The 19,761-nt window shown below is 74.2% G+C and carries 6 protein-coding genes; all 6 read left to right on the top strand.

What is annotated here, in order from left to right; genetic code table 11:
- The first annotated feature begins 24 nt into the window (after positions 1 to 24).
- The 6 genes from A5700_RS09560 to A5700_RS09535 all read left to right on the top strand — a co-directional run bounded on the left by A5700_RS09560 (position 25) and on the right by A5700_RS09535 (position 19,741).
- On the top strand, positions 25 to 1,257 hold the full coding sequence (locus A5700_RS09560; protein ID WP_068074783.1) for an argininosuccinate synthase: 1,233 nt from the start codon (positions 25 to 27) through the stop codon (positions 1,255 to 1,257).
- Complete coding sequence (gene argH, locus A5700_RS09555) at positions 1,254 to 2,675, top strand: argininosuccinate lyase (protein WP_068204674.1); 1,422 nt, start codon at positions 1,254 to 1,256, stop codon at positions 2,673 to 2,675. Before A5700_RS09560 ends, argH begins: the two co-directional genes overlap by 4 nt.
- Before the next feature lie 103 nt (positions 2,676 to 2,778).
- A complete protein-coding gene (locus A5700_RS09550; protein ID WP_068074789.1) occupies positions 2,779 to 3,840 on the top strand; it encodes a type III polyketide synthase in 1,062 nt (353 codons plus the stop codon).
- 97 nt (positions 3,841 to 3,937) lie between these two features.
- Positions 3,938 to 10,324, top strand: coding sequence for a type I polyketide synthase (locus A5700_RS09545; protein WP_068074792.1), 6,387 nt, complete (start codon positions 3,938 to 3,940; stop codon positions 10,322 to 10,324).
- 19 nt (positions 10,325 to 10,343) lie between these two features.
- On the top strand, positions 10,344 to 16,670 hold the full coding sequence (locus tag A5700_RS09540) for a type I polyketide synthase (RefSeq protein WP_197504150.1): 6,327 nt from the start codon (positions 10,344 to 10,346) through the stop codon (positions 16,668 to 16,670).
- A 2-nt stretch (positions 16,671 to 16,672) separates the two neighbouring features.
- The gene (locus A5700_RS09535; RefSeq protein WP_068074798.1) at positions 16,673 to 19,741 is read left to right on the top strand and encodes a type I polyketide synthase; all 3,069 of its coding nucleotides are present in this window, start codon (positions 16,673 to 16,675) and stop codon (positions 19,739 to 19,741) included.
- Positions 19,742 to 19,761 lie beyond the last annotated feature (20 nt).

Genomic DNA, 19,761 nt, shown 5'->3' with positions numbered 1-19,761 from the left:
CTTCAACTTAAAGGAGATTGGTTCATGTCAGAGCGCGTCATCCTGGCGTATTCCGGCGGGCTGGACACCTCGGTGGCGATCAGCTGGATCGGCAAGGAGACCGGCCGCGAGGTGGTGGCGGTGGCGATCGACCTCGGCCAGGGCGGCGAAGACATGGAGGTCGTGCGGCAGCGGGCCCTGGACTGCGGCGCCGTGGAGGCCGTGGTGGTCGACGCCCGCGACGAGTTCGCCCAGGACTACTGCCTACCCACGATCCTGTCGAACGCGCTCTACATGAACCGCTACCCGCTGGTGTCGGCCATCAGCCGGCCGCTGATCGTCAAGCACCTGGTCGCCGCGGCCCGCGAACACGGCGGCAGCATCGTCGCGCACGGCTGCACCGGCAAGGGCAACGACCAGGTGCGGTTCGAGGTCGGATTCGGCTCGCTGGCACCCGACCTTCAGGTGCTGGCGCCGGTGCGCGACTACGCCTGGACCCGGGAGAAGGCCATCGCGTTCGCCGAGGAGAACGCCATCCCGATCAACGTCAGCAAGCGCTCGCCGTTCTCCATCGACCAGAACGTGTGGGGCCGCGCGGTGGAAACCGGCTTCCTGGAGCACCTGTGGAACGCGCCCACCAAGGACGTCTACGACTACACCGAGGACCCCACCGTCAACTGGAACACCCCCGACGAGGTGATCGTCGGGTTCGAACGCGGGGTGCCGGTGTCGATCGACGGCCGGCGGGTGTCGGTGCTGGGCGCCATCGAGGAGCTCAACCGCCGCGCCGGCTGTCAGGGCGTCGGCCGCCTCGACGTCGTCGAGGACCGGCTGGTCGGCATCAAGAGCCGCGAGATCTACGAGGCGCCCGGGGCGATGGTGCTCATCACCGCCCACACCGAGCTCGAACACGTCACCCTGGAGCGCGAGGTCGGCCGGTTCAAGCGGCACACCGACCAGCGCTGGGCCGAGTTGGTCTACGACGGCCTGTGGTACTCGCCGCTGAAGACGGCGCTGGAGGCGTTCGTCGCCAAGACCCAGGAGCACGTCACCGGCGAGATCCGCATGGTGTTGCACGGCGGTCACATCGCCGTCAACGGCCGCCGCAGCGCCGAGTCGCTGTACGACTTCAACCTGGCCACCTACGACGAGGGCGACAGCTTCGATCAGTCGGCGGCCAAGGGCTTCGTCTACGTGCACGGGTTGTCCTCGAAGATCGCCTCCCGGCGCGACCTCGCCGTCGAGACGGCCGGCGAAGCGGGCCCGGCGGACGCGTGAGCACGCGCGAGGGTTCGCTGTGGGGCGGGCGCTTCGCCGACGGCCCGTCGGACGCGCTGGCCGCGCTGAGCAAGTCCACCCACTTCGACTGGGTGCTGGCGCCCTACGACATCGTCGCCTCCCGCGCGCACGCCGTGGTCCTGTTCCGGGCCGGGCTGCTCGACGAGGAGCAGCGCGACGGGCTGTTGGCCGGGCTGGACAGCCTGGCCGAGGACGTGGCCGACGGCAGTTTCACCCCGCTGGTCACCGACGAGGACGTGCACGCCGCGCTGGAGCGTGGCCTGATCGACCGGGTGGGCCCGGACCTGGGCGGCCGGCTGCGGGCCGGCCGGTCGCGCAACGACCAGGTGGCCACCCTGTTCCGGATGTGGCTGCGCGACGCCGTGCGCCGGGTGGCGGCCGGGGCGCTGCAGGTGGTCGACGCCCTGGCGGGCCAGGCCGCCGCCCACCCGACGGCGATCATGCCCGGCAAGACCCACCTGCAGTCCGCCCAGCCGGTGCTGCTGGCCCATCACCTGCTCGCGCACGCCCACCCGCTGCTGCGCGACGTCGACCGCATCGTCGACTTCGACCGCCGCGCGGCGGTGTCGCCGTACGGGTCGGGGGCGTTGGCCGGCTCCTCGCTGGGCCTGGACCCGGACGCGATCGCCGAGCAGCTGGGCTTCACGGCCGCCGCCGAGAACTCCATCGACGCCACCGCGTCCCGCGACTTTGCGGCCGAGGCCGCGTTCGTGTTCGCGATGATCGCCGTCGACGTGTCCCGGCTGGCCGAGGACGTCATCCTGTGGAGCTCGACGGAGTTCGGCTACGTCCGGCTGCACGACTCGTGGTCGACGGGCAGCTCGATCATGCCGCAGAAGAAGAACCCCGACATCGCCGAGCTGGCCCGCGGCAAGTCCGGCCGGCTGATCGGCAACCTCGCCGGCCTGCTGGCGACGCTCAAGGCGCAGCCGCTCGCCTACAACCGGGACCTGCAGGAAGACAAGGAGCCGGTGTTCGACTCGGTGGCCCAGCTGGAGCTGGTGCTGCCGGCGATGGCCGGGCTGGTCGCCAGCCTGACCTTCGACGTCGAGCGGATGGCGGCGCTGGCCCCGGCCGGGTACACCCTGGCCACCGACATCGCCGAGTGGCTGGTGCGCCGCGGCGTGCCGTTCCGGTCGGCGCACGAGGCCGCCGGGGCGGCCGTGCGCGTCGCCGAGGGCCGCTCCGTGGGGCTCGACGAGCTGACCGACGACGAGCTGGCCGCCATCAGCGGCGAGCTGACGCCGCAGGTGCGCGAGGTGCTGACCATCGAGGGCTCGGTGTCCTCGCGGGACGGGCGGGGCGGCACCGCGCCGGCCCGCGTCGCCGAGCAGATCGAGGCCGTCCGAACCGCCGCCGAGCGGCTCGAAAGCCGGTTGCGCCGCGACGCAAAATGATCTTGGTTCGGCTGCCGGGCACCTGCGCGCCGATTAGAATCTGGGCTCGAGCGATCCGCATGAACGGGCCAGGCCGGGTCTTCGTCACCAAGGGGTGGGAGCATTGAGCGTCGTCGCCGGAGTGTTCGGTGCGTTGCCGCCGCATCGCTATTCGCAGCGCGAGCTCACCGACTTCTTCGTCAGCATTCCCGAGTTCGAGGGCTACGAGGACATCGTCCGGCAGCTGCACGCCAGCGCCAAGGTCAACGGCCGCCACCTGGTGTTGCCGCTGGAGCAGTACCCCGCCCTCACCGACTTCGGCGTCGCCAACCGGATCTTCACCGACAACGCCGTGAGCCTTGGTTGCGAGGCGCTGGCCGGCGCGCTCGACGAGGCGGGGCTGCGGCCCCAGGAGCTCGACGTCCTGATCACCACCACCGTCACCGGGCTGGCGGTGCCGTCCATCGACGCGCGGATCGCCGCGCGGCTGGGGCTGCGCGAGGACGTGCGCCGGGTGCCGCTGTTCGGGCTGGGGTGCGTGGCCGGCGCCGCGGGCGTGGCCCGGGTCAACGACTACCTGCGGGGAGCGCCCGGCGGGGTCGCCGCCCTGGTCTCCGTCGAGCTGTGTTCCCTGACCTACCCCGGCTACAAGCCGTCGCTGGCCGGCATGGTCGGCAGCGCGTTGTTCGCCGACGGCGCCGCGGCGGTGGTGGCGGTCGGCGCGGAGCGGGCCGAGCGGCTGGGCGCCGGCGGCCCGAGCATCATCGATTCGCGCAGCCGCCTGTACCCCGATTCGCTGCGCACCATGGGCTACGACGTCGGCGCCACCGGCTTCGAGCTGGTGCTGTCCAAGGACGTCGCCGCCGTGGTCGAGCAGTACATCGCCGAGGACGTCACCGGCTTCCTCGGCGCGCACGGCCTGACCACCGACGACATCGGCGCCTACGTCAGCCATCCGGGCGGTCCCAAGGTGATCGAGGCGATCAACGCCGCGCTCGACCTGGCGCCGGAAGCCCTGGAGCTGACGTGGCGCTCGCTCGGCGAGATCGGCAACCTGTCCTCGGCGTCGGTGCTGCACGTGCTGCGCGACACCATCGGCAAGCGGCCGCCGAGCGGCAGCCCGGGCCTGATGCTGGCGATGGGCCCCGGTTTCTGTTCCGAACTTGTGTTGTTGCGTTGGCACTGATGCCCGCCCGCGCGCTTCCGCACGTACCGTAAGTCCCGCGCCGTCGACCGGCCGCGCGGGACGCGTCGCCGTGAGAGACACGAGAGGTCGCCTGGAGATGGACAGCAGTTCCGAGGAGCTGGTACGGGCCCTTCGGCAGTCGTTGAAGGAGAACGAACGGCTCAAGCGGGAGAACCGCGAGCACCTGGCGCGGCTGTCCGGCGCGGCGACGGAACCGGTGGCCGTGGTGGGCATGGCCTGCCGCTACCCGGGCGGCATCGACTCGCCGGAAGCCCTGTGGGAGATGGTGGTCGAGGGCCGCGACGTGGTCTCGGAGTTCCCCGGGGACCGGGGCTGGGATCTTGCCGGGCTGTTCGACGACGACCCCGACGCGGTCGGGAAGTCCTATTCGCGCTGCGGCGGGTTCCTGACCGACGTCGCCGGCTTCGACGCGGTGTTCTTCGGGATCGCGCCCAGCGAGGCGCTGGCGATGGATCCGCAGCAGCGCCTGCTGCTCGAGGTGTCCTGGGAAGCGTTGGAGCGGGCCGGGATTGACCCCGCGGAGCTGCGGGGCTCGGCGACGGGGGTGTTCGCCGGCATCTTCCACGGTTCCTACGGCGGCCAGGGCCGGGTGCCCGGCCACCTGGAACGCTACGGCCTGCGGGGCTCCACGCTGAGCGTCGCGTCGGGCCGGGTGGCCTACTCGCTGGGCTTCGAGGGGCCGGCCGTCTCGGTCGACACGGCCTGTTCGTCGTCGCTGGTGGCCCTGCACCTGGCCGCCCAGTCGCTGCGTTCCGGCGAGTGCGACCTGGCGCTGGCCGGCGGGGTGACCGTGATGGCCACCCCGGCGATGTTCGTCGAGTTCAGCCGGCAGCGGGCGCTGTCGGCCGACGGCCGCTGCAAGGCCTACGCCGGCGCCGCCGACGGCACCGGGTTCTCCGAGGGCGTCGGGGTGCTGGTGCTGGAGCGCCTGGCCGACGCGCGCCGGCTGGGCCACCACGTCCTGGCCGTGGTGCGGAGTTCGGCGGTCAACCAGGACGGCGCCTCCAACGGGCTGGCCACGCCCAACGGGCCGTCACAGCAGCGGGTCATCCGGGCGGCGCTGGCCAACGCCCGCCTGGGCACCGCGGACGTCGACCTGGTCGAGGGCCACGGCACCGGCACCACGCTCGGCGACCCCATCGAGGCGCAGGCGATCCTGGCGACCTACGGGCAGGACCGGCCGCCGGGCAGCCCGATGTGGCTGGGGTCGATCAAATCGAACATGGGCCACACCTCCGCCGCGGCCGGCGCGGGCGGCGTGATCAAGATGGTGCAGGCGCTGCGCCACGGCCTGATGCCCAAGACGCTGCACGTCGACCAGCCGACCCCGCACGTGGACTGGTCGGCCGGCGCGGTGTCGCTGCTGACCGAGTCGCGGCCGTGGCCCGCGCTGGATCGGCCCCGCCGCGCGGGCGTGTCGTCGTTCGGGATCAGCGGCACCAACGCGCACGTCATCGTCGAGCAGGCGCCCGAGGAGCCGGAAACCGTTGCGCCCCATGGCGAAGACTCACCCGCGCCGTGGGTGCTCTCGGCCCGGTCGGCCGACGCCCTGGCCGGCCAGGCGGCGCGGCTGCTGGCGCGGGTGGACGCCGACCCCGGCCTGCGGATGATCGACGTCGGCTGGTCGCTGGCGGCCACCCGGTCGCTGTTCGATCACCGGGCGGTCGTCGTGGGCGCCGACCGCGACCGGCTGCGGGCCGGTCTGGCGGACCTGGCCGCCGGGGAGCAGGGCGTCACGGTGGTGCTCGGCCGGGCCCGGCCGGTCGGCAAGACCGTGTTCGTGTTCCCCGGGCAGGGCTCGCAGTGGTCCGGGATGGGCGCCGAATTGCTCGACACCGCACCGGTTTTCGCCGAACAGCTGCAACGCTGCGCGAAGGCGCTGGCCGAGCACGTCGAGTGGTCGCTGATCGACGTCCTGCGCGGCGTGCCGGGCGCGCCCGGGCTGGACCGCGTCGACGTGGTGCAGCCCGCGCTGTGGGCGATCATGGTGTCGCTGGCCGAGCTGTGGCGGTCGGTCGGCGTGCTGCCCGACGCCGTCATCGGGCATTCGCAGGGCGAGATCGCCGCGGCGTGCGTCGCCGGCGCGCTGTCGCTGGACGACGCGGCCAAGGTGGTGGCGCTGCGCAGCAAACTGCTCGTCGGGCTGTCGGGGCGCGGCGGGATGGTCTCGCTGGCCTGCGGCCTGGCCGAGGCCTCGCGGTTGACCGCCGGCTTTGGCGAACGGCTCAACATCGCCGCGGTGAACGGGGTCTCGGCGGTCGTGGTCTCCGGGGAGGTCGACGCCCTGGCGGAGCTGATGCGGCGCTGCGACGCCGACGGTGTCCGCGCGCGGCCGATCGACGTCGACTACGCCTCGCATTCCGCGCAGATGGCGGCGCTGCGCGATCCGCTCGGGGCGGCGCTGCGCGGTCTGCAGCCGCGGTCGAGCGAAATCGCCTTCTTCTCCACCGTGACCGGCGACCTCATGGACACCGCCGGCCTGGACGCGGACTACTGGTACCGCAGCATCCGGCAGACGGTGCACTTCGAGGCGGCCGTGCGCCGCGCCAGCGACGCCGGCTACCGCGTGTTCGTCGAAACGAGCCCGCACGCGGTGCTGATCGCCGCCATCGAGGCCACGCTGAGCGCGGCCGACGGCGCGGTGGTCGTCCCCTCGCTGGGGCGCGACGACGGCGGGCTGCCGCGGTTCTGGCTCTCAGCCGGGCAGGCGCACGTCGCGGGCGTGCGCGTCGACTGGGGCGCCGCGCTGGCCGAGCGGGGCGGGCGTCGGGTCACGTTGCCGACATACGGCTTTGTCCACCAACGGTTTTGGATCCCGGGCGGGGCGACGGGAACCCACGACGTGGCCACGCTCGGTCTGCGCGACGCCCAGCACGGGCTGCTCGGCGCGGTGTTGCAGCGGCCCGATTCCGGCGGGGTGGTGGTGACCGGGCGCCTCTCGACGGCCGCGCAGCCGTGGCTCGCCGACCACGCCGTGGGTGACGCGGTGCTGTTCCCGGGCGCGGGATTCGTGGAGTTGGCCGTGCGGGCCGGCGACGAGGTCGGCTGCGGTTTGCTCGAGGAGTTGACGCTGTCGGCGCCGCTGGAGCTGCCGGCGGCCGGCGGCGTGCACGTGCAGCTGGTCATCGGCGCCGCCGACTCGGCCGGTCGGCGCGAGATGGCGATGTATTCGGCTGCCGGCGAGCAAGACTGGGTGCTGCACGCCGAGGGTGTCCTGGGGCCGGGCTCGGCACCCCCCGCTGCGGACCTGGCGGCCTGGCCGCCGGTCGGGGCCACGCCGGTCGCGGTGGGCGAGGCCTATGCGCGCCTCGCCGCGCGGGGCTACGAGTACGGCCCGGCGTTTCGGGGTCTGCGTGCGATGTGGCGGCGCGGGCCGGAGGTGTTCGCCGAGGTGGCCGTCCCCGGCGACGGCGGCGGGCAGGACGGCGGCTTCGGGATTCACCCGGTGCTGCTGGACGCCGCGCTGCACCCGATCGGGCTGACGGCGGACCGGGCCGACACGGTGCTGCCGTTCTCGTGGCAGGGGGTGGCGTTGCACGCGTCGGGCGCCACCCGGGCCCGGGTGCGGATCGCGCCCGCCGGCGGGGACGCGGTATCGCTCGAACTGGCCGACGGCGCGGGCCTGCCGGTGCTCTCGGTGCGGTCCCTGGCCATGCGCGCGGCGTCCCTCGGCGACGGGGACGGCGGCGTCGGTTCCTCACTGTTCGACGTGGCCTGGTCCCCAATACCGTTGCCGGACAACGCCGGCCACGGCGACGTCACCGCCCGGGAGCTGACCGCCCGCGACGGTGACGTGGTGGCGTCGGTGCACGCCGCGGCCGCCGAGGCGCTGGGCGTGCTGCAATCGTGGCTGCGCGGCGACGACGCGGGGACGTTGGCGGTGTGCACGAGCGGGGCGGTGGCGCTGCCCGGTGAGGACGTCACCGACCTGGCCGGGGCCGCGGTGTGCGGGCTGGTGCGCTCGGCGCAGGCCGAGCACCCGGGCCGGGTGGTGCTGATCGACACCGACGGCTCGGTGGACCCGGTCGCGGCGGCCCGCTGCGGTGAGCCGCAACTCGTCGTCCGCGACGGCGTGGTGCACGCGGCCCGGCTCACGCCGCTGCGGGCGGACCGGGTGCTGGGGCTGCCGCGCGGAGGCTGGCGGCTCGACGCCGGCGGGGCCGGCACCCTGGGCGACCTCGTCGTCACCGCGCTCCCGCCGGCCGAACTGCGGCCCGGTCAGGTGCGGGTGGCGGTGGCCGCCGTCGGCGTGAACTTCCGCGACGTGCTGGTCGCCCTCGGGATGTATCCCGGCGGCGGGCACCTGGGCGCCGAGGGCGCCGGGGTGATCACCGAGGTCGCCCCCGACGTGACCGGCCTGGCCGTCGGCGACCCGGTGCTGGGCCTGCTGCAGGTCGTCGGTTCCGAGGTGGTCGTGGACCAGCGGCTGGTGACGCCGGTCCCGGGGGAGCTGACGCTGACGCAGGCGGCCGGCGTGCCGGTGGTGTTCCTGACGGCGCTGTACGGGCTGCGGGAACTGGCCGGCCTGCGGGCCGGCGAGCGGGTGCTGGTCCACACCGCCACCGGCGGCGTCGGGATGGCCGCGGTCCAGCTGGCCCGGCACTGGGGCGCCGAGGTGTTCGCCACCGCGAGCCGCGGCAAGTGGGACACGTTGCGCGGCATGGGTTTCGACGACGAGCACATCGCTGATTCGCGCTCGCTGGAGTTCGAGGAGAAATTCCGCGCCGCCACCGGCGGTGCCGGCGTCGACGTCGTGCTCAACTCCCTGGCCGGCGAATTCACCGACGCGTCGCTGCGGCTTTTGGCCCCGGGCGGCCGGTTCGTCGAGATGGGCAAGACCGACCCCCGCGACCCGAGCGTCGTCGCCCAGCGCTACCGCGGCGCGCGGTACCGGGCCTTCGACCTGGTGGAGGCCGGCCCGGACCGCACGGCGGCGATGCTGGCCGAGACCGTCGCCCTGCTGCGCGACGGCGCCGTGCGGCCGCTGCCGCTGAAGACCTTCGACGTGCGGTGCGCGTCGGCGGCCTACCGGTTCGTCAGCCAGGCCCGGCACATCGGCAAGGTGGTGCTGACCGTCCCGTCCGGGCCCGGCGGCCTGCTCAGCGGGGGTGGCGGCGGGCTGGCCGGGGGCAGCGTGCTGATCACGGGCGGCACCGGCATGGCCGGGTCCGCCCTGGCCCGCCACCTGGTGGACCGCTACGGGGTGGCCCACGTGGTGCTGGCCAGCCGCGCCGGGACCGGCGCCCCCGGCACCGCGGAGCTGGTGGACCAGCTGCAGCGGGCCGGCGCCAGCGTGGCCGTGGCGGCGTGCGACGTCGCCGACCGGGAGGCCGTCGCGGCCACCTTGGCCCGCATCCCGGCCGAGCACCCGCTGCGCGGCGTGATCCACGCGGCCGGGGTGCTCGACGACGGCCTGCTCTCCTCGCTCACCCCGCAGCGGGTGGACACGGTGCTGCGGGCCAAGGTCGACGGCGCGTGGCACCTGCACCAGCTGACCCGCGACCTGGATCTGTCCGCATTCGTGGTGTTCTCGTCGATGGCCGGCATCGTCGGCACCCCCGGCCAGGCCAACTACGCGGCGGCCAACAGCTTCCTCGACGGCCTGATGGCCCACCGGCACGCGCTGGGCCTGCCGGGGCTGTCGCTGGCATGGGGCCTGTGGGAGCGGGCCTCCGCGATGACCGCGCACCTGGGCGACCGCGACAAGGCCCGCATGAGCAAGCTGGGCCTGGCGCCGCTGTCCACCGAACGGGCGTGCGCGTCCTTCGACGCCGCGCTGCTGGGCGACCACCCCGTCGTCGTCGCCGCCCGCGTCGACCGCGCCGCGCTCTCCCGCGATAGCACCGCCCTGCCGCCGCTGCTCGACGGGCTGGTCACCCGCCGGTCGCGCCGCGTCATCGACGACGCCGTCGGTGCCGCGTCGGCCAGCGGCCTGGCCGCGCGCCTGGGCGGGTTGAGCTCCGAGGCGCGGCAGCGCGAGCTCGTCGAGCTGGTGCGCGGCAACGCCGCCACGGTGCTGGGCGTGCCCAACCCCGAGGACCTCGACGCCGGCACCGCGTTCCGGGAGCTCGGCTTCGACTCGCTCACCGCGGTCGAGCTGCGCAACCGCCTCAAAAACGTGACAGGCCTGACCCTTTCGCCGACGCTCATCTTCGACTACGCCACCCCGGCAGCGCTGGCCGGCTACCTGGACACCCAGCTGGGCGTGCCGGGCGACGGCGGCGGTGACGATCCCGGCCTGATGGCCCGCTTCAACGACGTCACCCGCGAACTGCAGGCCCTGCTGGCGCGGCCCGGCTGGACCGCCGACGACAAGCCCGCCCTGCGGAGCCGAATCCAGCACCTGCTCAACGTGTTCGACCCCGCCGACCAGCAGCTCGACTCCCAACACCTCGACGCCGACCTCGACGCCGCCACCGAAAGCGAACTCTTTGCCATCCTCGATGAAGAACTCGGCCGCTGAGGGCCCCCAGGGAGCACCGATGCCGGGCACCTCGCAGCACGTCGACTACCTGAAGCGCCTCACGGCCGACCTCAGGCGGACTCGGCGCCGCGTCGCCGAACTGGAAGGCAAGCTCGCCGAGCCGGTGGCCGTCGTGGGGATGGCGTGCCGCTATTCCGGCGGCGTCGACAGCCCGGAAGCGTTGTGGCAGTTGGTCGCCGAAGGGCGCGACACGGTGTCGGACTTTCCGGCCGACCGCGGCTGGGACGTCGAGGGGTTGTTCGACCCCGACCCCGACGCCGCGGGCAAGATGTACACCCGCCGCGGCAGCTTCCTGCAGAACGCGGGCGACTTCGACGCCGGCTTCTTCGGCATCGGGCCCAGCGAGGCCCTCGCGATGGACCCCCAGCAGCGGGTGATGCTCGAGATCTCCTGGGAAGCGTTGGAGCGCGCCGGGATCGACCCGTTCGGGCTGCGGGGCACCGCCACCGGGGTGTTCGCCGGCGTCATCCACGCCGGCTACGGCGGTGAGGTCAAGGGTGAACTGGAGGGCTACGGCCTGACCGGCTCCACCCTCAGCGTCACCTCCGGCCGGGTCGCCTACGTGCTGGGGCTCGAAGGCCCCGCCGTGTCGATCGACACGGCCTGTTCGTCGTCGCTGGTGGCCATGCACCTGGCCGCGCAGTCGCTGCGCTCCGGCGAATGCGATCTGGCGCTGGCGGGCGGCGTGACCGTCATGGCCACCCCCGCCGCGTTCGTGGAGTTCAGCCGGCAGCGGGCGCTGGCGCCCGACGGTCGCTGCAAGGTGTACGCCGGCGCCGCGGACGGCACCTCGTGGTCCGAGGGCGCCGGCGTGCTGGTGTTGGAGCGGCTGGCCGACGCGCGGCGCCTGGGGCATCCGGTGCTGGCGCTGCTCAAGGGGTCGGCGGTCAACCAGGACGGCGCCTCCAACGGCCTGACCGCCCCCAACGGACCGTCCCAGCAACGGGTCATCCGGGCGGCGCTGGCCGGCGCCGGGCTGGCCGCGGCCGACGTGGACGCCGTCGAAGGGCACGGCACGGGAACGGTTTTGGGCGACCCGATCGAGGCCCAGGCGCTGCTGGCCACCTACGGGCAGGACCGGGACGCGAGCCGGCCGCTGTGGCTCGGCTCGATCAAATCGAACATCGGGCACACGTCGGCCGCGGCGGGCGTGGCCGGGGTCATCAAGATGGTGCAGGCGATGCGGCACGGGGTGCTGCCGAAGACCCTCAACGTGGATGTGCCGTCGCCGCACGTGGATTGGTCGGCCGGTGCCGTGTCGCTGCTGACCGAACCGCAGCCCTGGCCCGAGCGGGACCGTCCGCGCCGGGCGGGGGTGTCGTCGTTCGGCATCAGCGGCACCAACGCGCACGTGATCGTGGAGCAGGCGCCGGCCGAGAGCGCGCCCGAAGCGGCCCCGCCCACGTCCGCTCCGGTGATCCCCTGGGTGTTGTCGGCGCGCTCGCCGGAGGCCTTGGCCGGCCAGGCGCAACGTCTGCTGGACCGGCTGACTGCCGACGCGGGGCCGCGGGCGGTGGACGTCGGGTGGTCGCTGGCCACCACCCGGGCGGCGTTCGAACACCGCGCCGTGCTGGTCGGCGCCGAGCGCGGCGACCTCACGGCGGGGTTGTCCGCGCTGGCGGCGGGGCGCCTCGACCCGGTCGCGGCGGTCGGCCGGGCGCGGTCGGCGGGCAAGCGGGCGTTCGTCTTTCCCGGCCAGGGGTCGCAGGCGCTCGGGATGGGCGCCGGCCTGTACGAGCGTTTCCCGGCGTTCGCCACGGCGTTCGACGAGGCCGTCGCCGCGGTGGACGGTCATGCGCGGCTGCCGATGCGCGAGGTGATGTGGGGGACCGACCCGGAGCTGCTGCAGAGCACGGAGTTCGCCCAGCCCGCGCTGTTCGTCGTGGAGGTCGCGCTGGCCGCGTTGTGGCAGTCCCTCGGTGTGACACCCGATGTGGTGATCGGGCATTCGGTGGGCGAGATCGCCGCCGCCTGCGTCGCCGGGGCGCTGTCGCTGCCCGACGCGGCACGACTGGTCGCGGCGCGGGGGCGGTTGATGGCGGGCTTGCCGGCCGGGGGCGCGATGGTGGCGGTGAGCGCCACCGAAGCCGAGGTGACCGGGCTGCTGGACGGCGCCGTGAGCATCGCGGCGGTCAACGGGCCGCGGTCGTTGGTGCTTTCCGGGGAGCGGTCCGCGGTGCGGGCGGTCGCGGACCGGCTGGCCGCCGGCGGCGCCCGGGTGCACTCGCTGGCGGTCTCGCACGCGTTCCATTCACCGTTGATGGAGCCCATGCTCGATGACTTCGCGGCGGTGGCCGCCCGGGTGTCGACGGCCGAGCCGCGAATCCCGTTGGCGTCCAACCTCACCGGCCAACTCGCCGGCCCCGAGTACGGAACGGCCGCCTATTGGGTGGACCATGTGCGCAAGCCGGTGCGGTTCGTCGACGGTGTGCGCCTGGCCGAATCGTTGGGCGCCGGCGCGTTCGTGGAGGTGGGTCCGGGCGCGGCGTTGACGCCCGCGGTCGAGCAGTCCCTGACCTCGGACCGGGCGTCCGCGGTGGTGACGCTGGCCAAGGGCCGCCCCGAAGCCGACTCGCTGTTGCGGGCGGCGGGGCAGCTGTTCGCGGCCGGCGCCGACGTGCGGTGGGCGGCGGCCTTCGACGGGTCGAACGCGCGCCGGGTCGAGCTGCCCACCTACGCCTTCACGCGGCGCCGGTTCTGGCTGTCCAGCGACGCGGTGGGGTCACGCAACGTCGGCAGCCTGGGGCTGACCGAGGCCGACCATGCGCTGCTGGGCGCGGTGGTGGAGCGCCCCGACTCCGGCGGGGTGGTGCTCACCGGCCGGCTGTCCACGGCCGCGCAGCCGTGGCTGGCCGACCACGCCGTGGCCGGCACGGTGCTGTTCCCGGGTGCTGGCTTCGTCGAGCTGATGCTGCGCGCCGGCGACGAGGTCGGCTGCCCGGTCATCGAAGAGCTGACGCTCGCGGCGCCACTGCCGTTGCCGCCCGCCGGGGCGGTGCAGATCCAGGTGGTGGTCGACCCCCCCGACGCGACCGGAGCCCGGGCCGCCGCGGTGTATTCCCAAGCCCCGCAATCAGATTGGGTTGCGCACGCGCAGGGGGTGCTGACCGCCGCTGCGGTCGAGCCCGGCGCCGATTTGGCGACGTGGCCGCCCACCGGAGCCGCCGCGGTCGACGTCACCGGCGCCTACGACGACCTGGCCGCCCGCGGCTACCGTTACGGCCCGGCCTTCCGCGGGCTGCGGGCCGTGTGGCGGCGCGGCGCCGAAATCTTCGCCGAGGTGCAGGCCGCGCAACCCGACGGCGTCAGCACGGGCGGCTTCGGCATCCACCCGGTGGTCCTCGACGCCGCCCTGCACGCCCTCGGCGTCGCCGACGACGGCGGCGAGACCGTGCTGCCGTTCTCCTGGCAGGGCGTCAGCCTGTTCGCGGCGGGCGCCGCCCGGGTGCGGGTGCGGCTCGCGCCCGTCGGCGCGGGCGCCGTGACCGTGGAGCTCGCCGACGCCTCGGGGCTGCCGGTGCTGTCGGTGCGCGAACTGGTGACCCGAGCGGTCTCCGCCGAGCAGCTCACGGCCGCCGCGGCGGCCCGCTCCGGCGGCGGGGAGCTGCTCGAGCTGACCTGGACGCCGATCACGGTGGGCGACAGCGCCGTCGCCGTCGAGGTGTGGGACGCGCGGCGCGAGGGCGCCGCGGCGCTGCCCTCGGTATACGCGGCCACGCACGAGGCGCTGGGCGTGGTCCAGTCCCGGCTGGCCGGCGCCGGGACCCTGGCGGTGTTGACCCGCGGGGCGGTGGGACTGCCCGGTGAGGACGCTCCGGATCTGGCCGGCGCCGCGCTGTGGGGGCTGATGCGCTCGGCGCAGGCCGAGCATCCCGGCCGCGTCGTGCTGGTCGATTCCGACGGCTCGCTGGACGTCGGGACCGCCGTCGCGACCGGCGAACCGCAGGTGTTGGTGCGCGACGGCACCGCCTACAGCGCCCGGCTGCGCCCGGTGCCCGCCCGACCGGAGTTGACGCTGCCCGCGCCGCCGGCGGTGTGGCGGTTGGCCGCCGGCGGCACCGGCACGCTGGAGGAGCTGACGGTGCGCAGCGGCCCGCCCGCGGAATTGGCGGCCGGCCAGGTGCGGGTGGCGGTGGCCGCCGCCGGGGTCAACTTCCGGGACGTGCTGGTGGCGCTGGGCATGTATCCGGGCGCCGCCGAGCTGGGTGCCGAGGGCGCCGGGACGGTGACCGAGGTCGGGCCCGGTGTGACCGGGCTGGGCGTGGGCGACGTCGTGATGGGCATCTTTGGGTTGACCGGTTCGGAGGCAGCCGTCGACACGCGGTTGGTGACCCGGGTGCCGCCGGGCTGGTCGACGGTCTCCGCCGCCGGCGTCCCGGTGGTGTTCCTGACCGCCTATTACGGGTTGTCAGTGCTGGGCGGGCTGCGGGCCGGGCAGCGGGTGCTCATCCACGCCGCCGCCGGCGGCGTCGGGATGGCCGCGGTGCAACTGGCCCGGCACTGGGGCGCCGAGGTGTTCGCGACCGCCAGCCGCGGCAAATGGGACACGTTGCGCGCCATGGGCATCGACGACGACCACATCGCCGACTCGCGCACCCTGGATTTCGAGTCCACGTTCGCCGCCACCTCGGCGGGCCGGGGTGTGGACGTCGTGCTCAACTCGCTGGCCGGTGACTTCACCGACGCGTCGCTGCGGTTGCTGGCGCCCGGCGGCCGGTTCATCGAGATGGGCAAGACCGACCTGCGTGACCCCGACGCCGTCGCGCACGCCCACCGGGGCGCCCACTATCGGGCGTTCGATCTGATGGAGGCGGGGCCCGACCACATCGCGCGGATGCTCGCCGACCTGCTGCAGCTGTTCGGTGCCGGCGTGCTGACTCCGTTGCCCACCAAGGCGTTCGATGTCCGCAACGCCGCCGAGGCGTATCGGTTCGTCAGCCAGGCCCGCCATGTCGGCAAGGTCGTGCTCACCCTGCCCGGCGGCCCCGCCGGGCTGGCGGGCGGGACGGCACTGATCACCGGCGGCACCGGGATGGCCGGCGCCGCGGTGGCCCGACACCTGGTCGCGCGGCACCGGGTGCCGCACGTGCTGCTCGTCAGCCGCAGTGGCGAAACGGCCGAGCGCACCGCCGAATTGGTGGCCGAGCTGCGCGAGGCGGGTGCGTCCGTGTCGGTGGTGGCCGCCGACATCGGTGACCGCGACGCCGTCGCGGCGCTGCTCGGCCAGGTGCCCGAGCAGTACCCGCTGCGGGCGGTGATCCACGCCGCCGGGGTGCTCGCCGACGCCGTGGTCGCGTCGTTGACTCCCGAGCGCGTCGACGCGGTGCTGCACGCCAAGGCCGGCGGGGCGTGGCACCTGCACGAGCTGACCCAAGACCTGGATCTGGCGGCGTTTGTGATGTTCTCGTCGATGGCGGGCATCGTCGGCGCCCCGGGTCAGGGCAATTACGCGGCGGCCAACAGCTTCCTGGACGCGCTCGCGGCGCACCGCCGCGCCCGCGGCCTGCCGGGCCTGTCGGTGGCGTGGGGGATGTGGGAGGAAACGTCCGGAATGACCGAGCACCTGGGGGAGCGGGATCGGGCGCGGATGGCCCGCGTCGGCCTGGCCACGCTGTCGACCCCCCAAGCGCTGGCCCTGCTGGACGCCGCGCTGCGCGACGAACGCCCCGTGCTGGTCGGCACCCGGCTCGACGCCCGGGCGCTCGCGCACAACGGCGCGGCGCTGCCGCCGCTGCTCAGTCAGCTGGCCGCCCGGCCGTCGCGCCGGGTCATCGACGCCACGGACATGGCGTCGATGACGGGGCTGCGGGCCCGTCTGGACGGCATGACCGCCGACCAGCGCCGGGCCGAGCTGCTGGACGTGGTGTGCGGCAACGCCGCCACGGTGTTGGGGCACCACGACATCAACCCCGAGGAGGCCTTCGCCGACCTCGGGTTCGACTCCCTGACCGCGGTCGAGTTGCGCAACCGGCTGAAGATCGCGACGGGGCTGACGCTGTCACCGACCCTGATCTTCGACCACCCCACGCCCGTCACCCTGGCCGAGCACCTCGACGCCCAATTGGCCACCGGCGCGCCGCCGCCCACCCCGCCCGATCGACTGGCCCGCTTCCAGGACCTCACCGCCGAAGTGCAGGCCCTGCTCGACCGGCCCGACTGGACCGCGGCCGAACGGGCGCAGCTCGTCGCCCGGCTCCAGGGTCTGCTGGCGGCCCCGGCGCCCCCCACGCTGCCGAGCTTCGCCGACGCCGCGTTCGACGACGACATCGCCACCGCGACCGACAGCCAGCTCTTCGCCATCCTCGACGACGAAGTCGGCCCCTGACCTTGCCGCCGCCGACGGACGTCGCGATCATCGGAGTGGCCTGCCGATTCCCGGGGGCGGCCGGGCCCGCCGCGTTCTGGGAGCTGCTGCGGGACGGCCGCGAGGCCGCCGGGGCCACCGTGGATGCCGCGGCCTTCGACGCCGACTTCTTCAACGTGTCGCCGCGCGAGGCGCAGGCCACGGATCCGCGGCAGCGGCTGGCGCTGGAACTGGCGTGGGAGGCGGTCGAAGACGCCTTCGTTCTGCCGGAAACGCTTCGCGGCCAAGAGGTCTCGGTGTTCCTGGGGGCGATGGGCGACGACTACGCCGTCCTGACGCTGCGCGACGTCGCCGACCACCTGGACCACCACTCGTTCACCGGCCTCAGCCGCGGCATGATCGCCAACCGGATCTCCTACGCCCTCGGGTGGCGCGGCCCCAGCCTGACCGTCGACTCCGGCCAGTCCTCGTCCCTGGTGGCCGTGCACCTGGCCTGCGAAAGCGTGCGCGCCGGGCAGTCGCCGCTGGCCGTCGCCGGCGGCGTACACCTGAACCTCGCCGCCGAAAGTGCGCTGCTGGAGCGGGAATTCGGAGCGGTATCACCCTCCGGGCACACCTACGCGTTCGACCGGCGCGCCGACGGCTACGCGCGCGGCGAGGGTGGCGGCCTGGTGCTGCTCAAGCCGTTGGACGCGGCGCTGCGCGACGGCGACCGCGTGCGCGGGGTCATCCGGGGCGGGGCGGTCGGCAACGCCGGGCACCACCCCGCCGGCCAGACGGTGCCGTCGGCCGCGCACCAAGCCGACGTGCTGCGCCGCGCGCTGGCCGCCGCCGGCCTCGACGGCGCCGACGTCGACTACGTCGAGGCCCACGGCACCGGAACCGCGGTGGGCGACGCCGTCGAGGCCGAGGCGCTCAGGCAAGTCTTCGCGGGCCGCCCGGCCCCGCTGCTGCTCGGTTCCGTCAAGACCAACATCGGACACGCCGGCGGCGCCGCCGGCATCGCCGGACTCTTGAAAACCCTTCTTGCGCTGCAGCATTCGGTCGTCCCATCGACGCTCAACCACGCCAGCTCCACCTCGGTCCTCGACCGGAAGGCGCTGCGGGTCCCGACGGATGCGACGCCGTGGCCCGAGCGTGGGCGTCCGCGGCGAGCGGGGGTGTCGTCGTTCGGCATGGGCGGGACCAACGCGCATGTGATCGTGGAGCAGGCACCTGCGGTGCCGCACGACGCTGCACCGCAGGGTGATCCGATGGTGGCGTGGGTGGTGTCGGGGCGCACGGACGCGGCCCTGGCGGCGCAGGCCGAGCGGCTGGCGGCCCGGTTGGGCGCCGACGAGGATGTGAGCGCGGTGGATGTGGGCTGGTCGCTGGCGACGACGCGGACGGTGTTCGAGCAGCGCGCGGTCCTGGTCGGTGCGGGCCGCGCGCCGTTGGTGGACGGGCTGGCGGCATTGGCATCCGGCAACCCCGGCGCGCCCGCGGCGCTGGGCCGCGCCACGGCGCTGGGCAAGACGGTGTTCGTGTTTCCCGGTCAGGGTGCCCAGCGGCTGGGGATGGGGCGTGAGTTGTGGCGGCGGTTCCCGGTCTTCGCGCAGGCATTCGATGCCGCGGTGGCGGCGTTGGACGGGCATCTGCGTCGGCCGCTGCGCGAGGTGATGTGGGGCGACGACCCAACGGCGTTGCGCGACACCGAGTTCGCGCAGCCCGCGTTGTTCGCCGTCGAGGTGGCCCTGGCGGCGCTGTGGCGGTCGTGGGGCGTGGTCGCCGACGTGGTGCTGGGACATTCGGTGGGCGAGATCGCGGCGGCCTGCGTGGCGGGGGTGTTGTCGCTGCCGGACGCCGCGCGGGTGGTGGCGGCCCGCGGCCGGTCGATGGGGGCGCTGCCCGCGGGCGGGGTGATGGTCGCGGTGGGCGCCGCCGAGTCCGAGGTGGCGCCGCTGCTGGGTGCGGGGGTGAGCGTCGCCGCGGTCAACGGACCGCGGGCGGTCGTGGTGTCGGGGGAGCGGGACGCGGTCGAGGCGGTGGTGCGGCGGCTGGCCGCCGAGGGTGTGCGGGTGCGGCCGTTGGCGGTCTCGCACGCGTTTCACTCGGCGTTGATGGAGCCGATGCTGGCGCCGTTCGCCGAGCAGATCGGGGGCTTGACGGCTGCAACGCCGCGGGTGGCGTTGGTATCGAACGTCACAGGGCAGCCGGCCGGGCCGGGGTACGGGTCGACGGGGTACTGGGTGGACCACGTGCGGGCACCGGTGCGGTTCTTCGCCGGTGTTGCGGCGGCGGAGTCGTTGGGTGGTGAGGTGTTCGTCGAGGTGGGCCCCGGCGCGGCGCTGACCGCGGCGCTGGAGCAGGGGTTGACCGGTGAGCGGGTGGTGTCGGTGGCCGGCCTGGCCGCCGACCGCCCCGAACCGCAGGCGATGCTGGAGGCGGCCGCGCGCCTGTTCGGCGCCGGGGTGGACGTCGACTGGGGCGCCACCTTCGCTGGCACCAATCCGCGTCGGACCGACCTGCCCACGTACGCTTTTGCCCGACAACGGTTTTGGCTCGGCGGTGCCGCGGGCGTGAAGGGCGCCGAACTCGACGGGGCGCCGGACGTCGCCCGGCAGCTGCGCGCCCTGTCGCCCGACGACCAGCGCCGCCGACTGCTCGAAGTGGTCTGCGAGCACGCCGCGGCCGTTCTAGGCCACCCGGGCGGCGACGCCATCGACCCCAGCCGCGCCTTCGGTGACCTCGGATTCGATTCGCTCACCGGCGTCGAGCTGCGGCACCGCCTCACCGGCGCCGTCGGGCTGCCGTTGCCGCGAACGCTGATCTTCGATTACCCCACCCCCGCGGCGCTGGCCGAGCACCTGCGCGGGCAACTGCGGCACGACGATCCCGCGGACAGCGAAGAGGACCGCATCTGGTCGGTGCTGCGCAAGATCCCGCTGCGCGAGCTGCGCCGGACGGGGCTACTGGACACCTTGCTCGCACTCGCCGGCGAACCCGAAAAACCCACTGCCGGGGCCGATGTCGGCGACGACCCGATCGACTCGCTGAGCACCGACGCGTTGATCGCGATGGCGCTCAAGGACGACGACGGTGATCGGCGGTGAAATGCGTGCTGGCGCGCCGT

Origin of the sequence: Mycobacterium sp. E1214, assembly GCF_001666755.1 — a bacterium.
Lineage (GTDB): Bacteria > Actinomycetota > Actinomycetes > Mycobacteriales > Mycobacteriaceae > Mycobacterium.
The sequence above is the reverse complement of the archived record's forward strand: the minus strand, read 5'-3'. Positions and strand labels throughout refer to the sequence as shown.

Bases quoted from the DNA above. Each gene is read 5' to 3' on its own strand.
- A5700_RS09540 (WP_197504150.1), top strand. From the start codon at position 10,344: ATGCCGGGCACCTCGCAGCACGTCGACTACCTGAAGCGCCTCACGGCC.
- A5700_RS09560 (WP_068074783.1), top strand. From the start codon at position 25: ATGTCAGAGCGCGTCATCCTGGCGTATTCCGGCGGGCTGGACACCTCG.
- A5700_RS09545 (WP_068074792.1), top strand. From the start codon at position 3,938: ATGGACAGCAGTTCCGAGGAGCTGGTACGGGCCCTTCGGCAGTCGTTG.